Consider the following 7222-nt stretch of genomic DNA (forward strand, 5'->3'; position numbering starts at 1 on the left):
CTACACCCCGCACCTGGACACCGGCGACTACGTCGTGGTCATCAACGCGGACAAGGTCCGTCTGAGCGGCAACAAGGCCGACCAGAAGACCTACTTCAAGCACACCGGCTACATGGGCGGGGAAAAGTTCATCCCCTTCCGCGAGATGCTGGCCAAGCACCCCGAGCGGGTGGTGGAGCTTGCGGTAAAGGGCATGCTGCCCAAGAACGCCCTGGGCCGCCAGATGCGCAAGAAGCTCAAGGTGTACGCTGGTGCGGAGCATCCGCACCAGGCCCAGAATCCCGAGCCTCTTACCTTCTGATCATCATGGCGACCACTGAACAGTTCCACGCCATCGGGCGCCGCAAGACCTCCGTCGCCCGCGTGTACCTTCGCCCGGGCAACGGCACCTGGAGCGTGAACGGCCGCACCCTGGAGCAGCACCAGCCCCGGCACGTGCTGCAGCAGTCGGCCAACCGCCCGCTGGTGGCCACCGAGACCGCCGGCCAGTACGACGTCAAGGTGACGGTGAACGGGGGCGGCGTGCGCGGCCAGGCCGACGCCATTCGCCTTGCCGTGGCCCGCGCGCTGCTCAAGGTGAACGAGGAGTTCCGTGCCCGCCTGCGCGCCGAGGGTCTGCTGACCCGCGACCCGCGCGAGGTGGAGCGCAAGAAGCCGGGCCGTCCGGGCGCCCGCAAGAAGTTCCAGTTCAGCAAGCGCTAATCGGGAGCGCGGGCATCGCGGTGCCGGGACGGACTTCGTCCCGGCACGCGCGTTTGCCCAGATCACCGGTACCATCAAGCACACCGCCCGACGCCCGCGTCCGGGTGCCGCTCCGTCACAGGAGGGGTCGGACGGGCGAACGACGGCGGTGGAAGCCCGGGCCCTGGATGGGGCCGCAGGGAAAAACCGCATACCTGTCAGGACAAGCACACGATGGCCGTACCCCAGATTCAGGACCTTCTCGAGGCCGGTGTCCACTTTGGACACCAGACCAGCCGCTGGAACCCGAAGATGCGCAAGTTCATCTTCGCGGAGCGCAACGGCATCTACATCATCGACCTCAAGAAGACGCAGCGGCAGATCGAGCTGGCGCAGGAGCTTACCCGCAGCGTGGTGAGCCGCGGCGACCGCATTCTGTTCGTCTGCACCAAGAAGCAGCTCAAGGCGGTGGTGGAGAGCGCGGCCGAGCGCAGCGGCTCGTTCTACGTGACGGAGCGCTGGCTGGGCGGCATGCTCACCAACTTCACCACCATGAAGAAGCAGATCCGCCGCCTGCGCGAGCTGGAGCGGGGGATGGACGAGGGCGCCTTCGAGTACTACACCAAGAAGGAGCGCCTGATGCTGGACCGTGAGCGCGAGCGCCTGGACAAGTACTTGGCCGGCGTCAAGGACATGGCCCGCACGCCGGGCGCCATGTTCGTCATCGACAGCAAGCGCGAGAAGATCGCCATCTCCGAGGCCAACAAGCTGGGGATTCCGGTCATCGCCATCGCCGACACCAACGCCGACCCGGACGTGCTCACGGTGCCCATCGCGGGCAACGACGACGCCATCCGCTCGGTCGAGGTGATCAGCAACGCCATCGCCGACGCCATCGTCGAGGCGCGCGCCGCCATGCCGGCCGAGGACCGCCGCCGCGCCGACGAGGCCGAGGTGACCACGTACAGCAGCGAGACGGGCGAGCGCCAGCCGGCCGACCGCGACCGTGACAGCGGCGACAAGAAGCGCCGCCCGCGCCGCAAGCGCCGGCCGCGCGCCGACGCCGCGCCGGGCGCTCCGGGAAGCGACGACGGCGGCGAGGAGTAATCCGCGCCGCGGCGAAAGCCTTGCAGGGGCCCCGGCGCGCGCATGTGCCGGGGCTCCTTTTTCATCCACCGCTCCCACCGGGGCGGGGAACACCCATGCCCGCGGGGTTGCGCGCGGGGCGGCGCGGCGACAGGTTCCCGCGCCGCGGCCACGCGCGCGAACGCCGCGCGACCCTTGAACCATAGATCCGGAAAGACGGAAGCAATGACGATCGCAATCAGCGCACAGGCCGTGAAGGAGCTCCGCGAGCGCACCGGGGCCGGGATGATGGAGTGCAAGGCGGCGCTCACCGAGGCGGGCGGCGACATGGAGGCGGCCATCGACATTCTGCGCGCGCGCGGCGCGGCCAAGGCGGCCAAGCGTGCGGAGCGCGAGACGCGCGAAGGCGCCATCGGCAGCTACATCCACATGGGCGGCAAGATCGGCGTGCTGGTGGAAGTGAACTGCGAAACCGACTTCGTGGCCCGCACCGACCAGTTCCAGGGGCTCGTGCGCGACGTGGCCATGCACGTGGCCGCGGCCAGCCCGGTGGCCATTCGCCGCGAAGACTTTCCGGCGGAGCTGGTGGAGCGCGAGCGCGCCGTGTACCGCGAGCAGATGCGCGAGAGCGGCAAGCCCGAGCACATCTGGGACAAGATCGTCGACGGCAAGGTCGACAAGTTCTACAGCGAGCAGGCGCTGCTGGAGCAGCCGTTCGTCAAGAACCCGGACCAGACGGTCGGCCAGCTGATCACCGAGGTCAGCGCCAAGACGGGCGAAAAGATCGAGGTGCGCCGGTTCACCCGCTTTGCGCTGGGCGAGTAACGTGACGGACGGGGCGCACCCCGGAGCCGCGCCCCTTTCGCCGTCCGCGGCGAAAGGGGCGGAGGCGCTCAAGTACCGCCGCGTGCTGCTCAAGATCAGCGGCGAGGCGCTGGCGGGCGAACAGGGCTTCGGCATCAGCCCGCCCGTAATCAGCCAGCTTACCGAGGAGATTCGCGCCGTCCACGACATGGGGGTGGCGCTGGGGCTGGTGATCGGCGGCGGCAACATCGTGCGGGGCACCACGGCCAGCGCGCAGGGGATGGACCGCGTGAGCGCCGACTACATGGGGATGCTGGCCACGGTGATCAACGCCCTGGCCCTGCAGAACGCCATGGAGCGCGGCGGGCTGGAGACGCGGGTGCTCACGGCCATCCGCATGGAGCAGCTGGCGGAGCCGTACATCCGCCGGCGCGCCATCCGGCACCTGGAAAAGGGCCGCATCGTGATCTTTGCGGGCGGCACGGGGAACCCGTACTTTTCCACCGACACGGCGGCGGTGCTGCGCGGGATCGAGATGGAGGCCGACGTCATCATCAAGGCCACCAAGGTGGACGGCGTCTACACGGCCGATCCCAAGAAGGACCCCAATGCGCAGTTCATTCCCGAGATCACGTACCTGGAGGCGCTTTCGCGCGAGCTGGGGGTGATGGACGCGGCGGCGCTCTCGCTGTGCAAGGACAACGGCATCCCCATCATGGTGCTGAACCTGGACACGCCGGGGGCGGTGGCGCGCGCGGTGCGCGGCGAGCGCATCGGCACGCTGGTGAACAGCGACGCGGCCCCGGCACCCCGGACGGAGCGCCGGGCCCAGCCCTGAGCTCCTTTCCTTCTTCTTTCGACACGAGCGTACTGGACCGCCCATGCCCAGCCTGCAGAAAGCACGTCAGCGGATGGATGGCGCCATCGAGGCGCTGCGCCGCGAGTTTGCCGCGGTGCGCACCGGCAAGGCCAGCCCGGCGCTGCTGGACAGCATCAAGGTCGAGGCGTACGGCAGCCTCATGCCCCTGAACCAGGTGGGCACGGTGTCGGCGCCCGAGCCGCGCATGCTTACGGTGCAGCCCTGGGACAAGTCGATGCTCAAGGCCATCGAAAAATCCCTGCGCGAGTCGGACCTGGGGTTGAACCCGTCCAACGACGGCAGCATCATCCGCATCCCCATCCCGCCGCTGACCGAGGAGCGCCGCAAGGAGTTCGTGAAGATGCTTCACAAGCTCACCGAAGAGGCGCGTGTGGCCGTGCGCAACGTGCGCCGCGACGCCAACGACGAGGTCAAGCAGAGCCAGAAGGACGAAGGCCTGTCGGAGGACGACGTGCGCCGCGAGCAGGGCGAGGTGCAGAAGCTTACCGATCAGTACATCGCCAAGATCGAAGAGCTGATGAAGCACAAGGAAGCGGAGATCATGGAGGTGTGATTCCTCCCGCTGGTCTGTGGTTCACGCGAAGGACGCGGAGGGTTTTCTCCGCGTCCTTCGCGTTTTGCGTTCCGGCGGGGAAAAGATGGCCTCACACGGAGTCAACGGAGTTAACGGGGTTTGGTTCTCTGCGGATGACGGTCGCCCCGCCGGTGCCGAGGGTACCGTTGTTACGTCGGGGAACGGAACGAAAGGGGTCTCACGCAGAGTCACCAGAGTTAACAGAGTTTGATCTCTGCGCATCCCATGCTCCCGCGCGCAACCTCATCTTCCCTTGGACCCCGATGTCATCCTGAGGGAGCGCACACCCCTCACTTTCATGACCACAGAAGCTTGCGCGCGACCGAAGGATCTTTGTCGGGTTGCGCCAGACCCAGCCCCCGGGAGCCGTTCAAGCTCCTAACTCAGGCAAACCAGGACTTCCGTTCGGCCCCGATCCTTCGCGTAAAAGAGGCTTGAGCCCCGTGCCGAGACTTCTCCCCGCGTCAGACGCCGTGGTGCGGGACGTCGGGGACCAGGTCGCGCGACATCTGGCGGATGCGCTGGGCAAGCTCGCCGCGGCGCTCCGGGTCCCACTCGGCCAGCACCTCCGTCAGGTGCGCGCGGCGGGCGTCGGCCAGGCGGTCCAGCACGGCGCACCCTTCCACCGTGGGGCGCAGGCCCGCCGTGCCGTGCTCGCCCGCGACCAGGCGCTGGTCGCGCAACTGGGCGAGGGCGGCGTCCATCACCTGCGGCTCCACCTGCCGCGCGCGGCCCAAGGCGTGCGGGTCCAGGCGCGGGTCTTCGTCGATGCGGACGAGGAGCCACGCGGCGGCGGGGGACAGGTCCACGCCCGCGCGCGCCGTCACGCGCTGCACGTACTCGCGGCTGGCGTCGCGGCTGGCCACCAGCGCCAGCGCCCGCTCCATCTGCCGCACCGAATCCGCGTCCTGCGGCATGGCGAACGCCTCGCCCGCCTCGGTGCCCACGTCGCCGGCGGTGGCGGCCACGGTCTCGCGCAGCGGCTTTTCCGGGATCAGCAGCGCGAGCAGAAAGCCGATCGCCGCGATCACGGCGGCGGCCAGAAAGACGGTGCTCAGCGAGCCGGTAAACGCGTCCACGTACAGCGCACGGGTCTCCGCCGGCATCTGCGCCAGCACCTGCGGACTAAGCCCCGCGGCGCCCTCGCCCGCGGACGCGCCGGGCGGCAGCGTCGCCATCAGCCGCGACCGCAGCCCGGCGGCGAAGATGGCGCCGAACGCGGCCGTTCCCAGCGAGCCGCCGATCAGCCGAAAGAGCGTCGTGCCGCTGGTGGCGACGCCCAGGTCGCGGTAGTCCACCGCGTTCTGCACCGCGATCACCAGCACCTGCATCACCAGACCCAGGCCAAGGCCCAGCACCAGCATGTTGATGGACGCGCCCGTCAGCGTGGTCCCGGCGTTCATCCGCGACAGCAGCAGCAGGCCGATCGCCATCACCGCCGTTCCGATCACCGGAAACATCTTGTAGCGCCCCCACCGGCTGATCATCTGCCCCGAGGTGATGGAGCTCACCAGCATCCCGCCCATCATCGGCAGCATCTGCAGGCCGCTGCCGGTGGGCGTGGCGCCGTTGACGACCTGTAGAAAGACGGGGAGGTAGGTGACGGAGCCGAACATCGCGAAGCCGACGATGAGGCCGACGGCGGAGCTGACGGTAAAGGCGCGCTCGCGGAACAGGCGCAGCGGCAGCACGGGCTCGGCCGCGCGGCGCTCCACGGCGATAAACGCAATCAGCGAGACCAGCGTCACCGCGGCCAGGCCCAGGATGACGGGCGAGGTCCACCCGTAGGTGACGCCGCCCAGGTCCGCGGCCAGAATGGCGGCGCTCAGCGTGACCGCCAGCAGCCCCGCGCCGGCAAAGTCGATGGCGCGGCGGATGCGCTCGGTGCGCGCGGGAAGGGTCGCGGCGATCACCGCCATGGCCACCAGGCCCAGCGGCAGGTTGATGTAGAAGATCCACCGCCACGACCAGTGCGTGGTAAAGTACCCGCCCAGCAGCGGCCCCGCGATGCTCGACACGCCGAACACGGCGCCAAAGATCCCCTGGTAGCGCCCGCGCTCCCGCGGCGGCACCACGTCGCCCACCACGGCCATCGTGGTGACCATCAGCCCGCCACCGCCCAGGCCCTGGATGAAGCGGAACAGGATCAGCTGCCCCATCGTCGCGCTCATCCCGCACAGCACGGAACCGACGAGGAAAAGGACGATGCCGCCCTGCAGCACCACCTTGCGCCCGTACAGGTCGCCCAGCTTGCCGTACAGCGGGGTGACGATGGTCTGCGCGACCAGGTAGGCCGTCACCACCCACGCCAGCCGCTCCAGCCCGCCCAGCTCGCCCACGATGGTGGGCAGCGCGGTGGCGACGATGGTGCTGTCCAGCGCGGCCAGCAGCATGGCCAGCAGCAGTCCGCTGAAGATCACCAGCACCTGCCGGTGGGTCAGCGGCTCGGATGCGGCCGGAGGAGCGGGGTGTGCCATACGGACTGCCCTTGAACGACGGATGCAAGCGGCGGGATGCGCCGCCGGTCCCGATCGGCGCGCACCCCGCGGTTCATGAGCCGTGAGGGCTCATCAAGATCTACGCCCACGTTTGCACACCTGGGAGCGTGTTGCCCAACCGTCCCTTAGCGTCGACTGCTCGGAGGAGGCATCGCTCCGCAAACTGCGTTCACGCGAAGGGTTGGCGCCGGCTGAACGCCGGCGGGAGCAGGCGAGGTTTGGCAACACCCTCTCAGCCTCAGAGCCCCCGTCCGCCTCCACCTGTCATCCTGAGAGAGGCGCCGCCCTGAACCGTTGGCGACACACGGCACCCCGTGCGCCGACCGAAGGATCTCTATCCGAAGCGCCTCGAACCCTGCCTCACGCCCGTTGGGCAGGTGAGGTTTGGCAACAGAGGGAGTGGAACGGCTCGTACGGCTGGGCCCGGCGCGCCCCGACGGAGATCCTTCGGTCGCGCGCAAGCTTGTGTGGCTATGAAAGTTAGGGGCGTGCGCTCCCTCAGGATGACAGTGTGCGGCCGGCTGGAGAAGGGGCTGTAGGGGGGAGGTTTGGCAACACCCTCTCAGCCTCAGAGCCCCCGTCCGCCTCCACTGTCATCCTGAGAGAGGCGCCGCCCCGAACCGTCAGCGATACACGGCACCCCGTGCGCCGACCGAAGGATCTCTATCCGAAGCGCCTCGAACCCTGCCCCACGCCCGT

The 7222-nt window shown here is 68.8% G+C and carries 7 protein-coding genes; 6 read left to right on the forward strand and 1 reads right to left on the reverse strand.

Translation table 11 applies throughout. The annotated features are described in order from the left end of the window. The 6 genes from rplM to frr all read left to right on the forward strand — a co-directional run. Positions 1 to 301: 50S ribosomal protein L13 (rplM, locus tag ACOJUJ_RS24245; protein WP_420129503.1), on the forward strand; the 301-nt coding region annotated here is incomplete at its 5' end. Positions 302 to 306: 5 nt separating this feature from the next. Continuing rightward, a complete protein-coding gene (gene rpsI, locus ACOJUJ_RS24250) occupies positions 307 to 702 on the forward strand; it encodes a 30S ribosomal protein S9 (protein ID WP_420129504.1) in 396 nt (131 codons plus the stop codon). 213 nt (positions 703 to 915) lie between these two features. Next, positions 916 to 1788, forward strand: coding sequence for a 30S ribosomal protein S2 (gene rpsB / locus ACOJUJ_RS24255; protein WP_420129505.1), 873 nt, complete (start codon positions 916 to 918; stop codon positions 1786 to 1788). A 210-nt stretch (positions 1789 to 1998) separates the two neighbouring features. After that, positions 1999 to 2592, forward strand: coding sequence for a translation elongation factor Ts (gene tsf / locus ACOJUJ_RS24260; protein ID WP_420129508.1), 594 nt, complete (start codon positions 1999 to 2001; stop codon positions 2590 to 2592). An 82-nt stretch (positions 2593 to 2674) separates the two neighbouring features. Next, on the forward strand, positions 2675 to 3409 hold the full coding sequence (gene pyrH, locus ACOJUJ_RS24265; RefSeq protein ID WP_420129509.1) for a UMP kinase: 735 nt from the start codon (positions 2675 to 2677) through the stop codon (positions 3407 to 3409). 43 nt (positions 3410 to 3452) lie between these two features. Beyond that, positions 3453 to 4004: a ribosome recycling factor gene (gene frr / locus ACOJUJ_RS24270; RefSeq protein ID WP_420129506.1), complete on the forward strand. Its 552-nt coding sequence runs from the start codon at positions 3453 to 3455 to the stop codon at positions 4002 to 4004. Positions 4005 to 4489: 485 nt separating this feature from the next. Here the strand turns inward: frr and ACOJUJ_RS24275 are convergent, their stop codons facing one another. After that, the gene (locus ACOJUJ_RS24275; protein ID WP_420129507.1) at positions 4490 to 6502 is read right to left on the reverse strand and encodes an MFS transporter; all 2013 of its coding nucleotides are present in this window, start codon (positions 6500 to 6502) and stop codon (positions 4490 to 4492) included. Between the last annotated feature and the right edge of the window lie 720 nt (positions 6503 to 7222).

The organism is Longimicrobium sp., assembly GCF_048594345.1.
GTDB lineage: Bacteria > Gemmatimonadota > Gemmatimonadetes > Longimicrobiales > Longimicrobiaceae > Longimicrobium.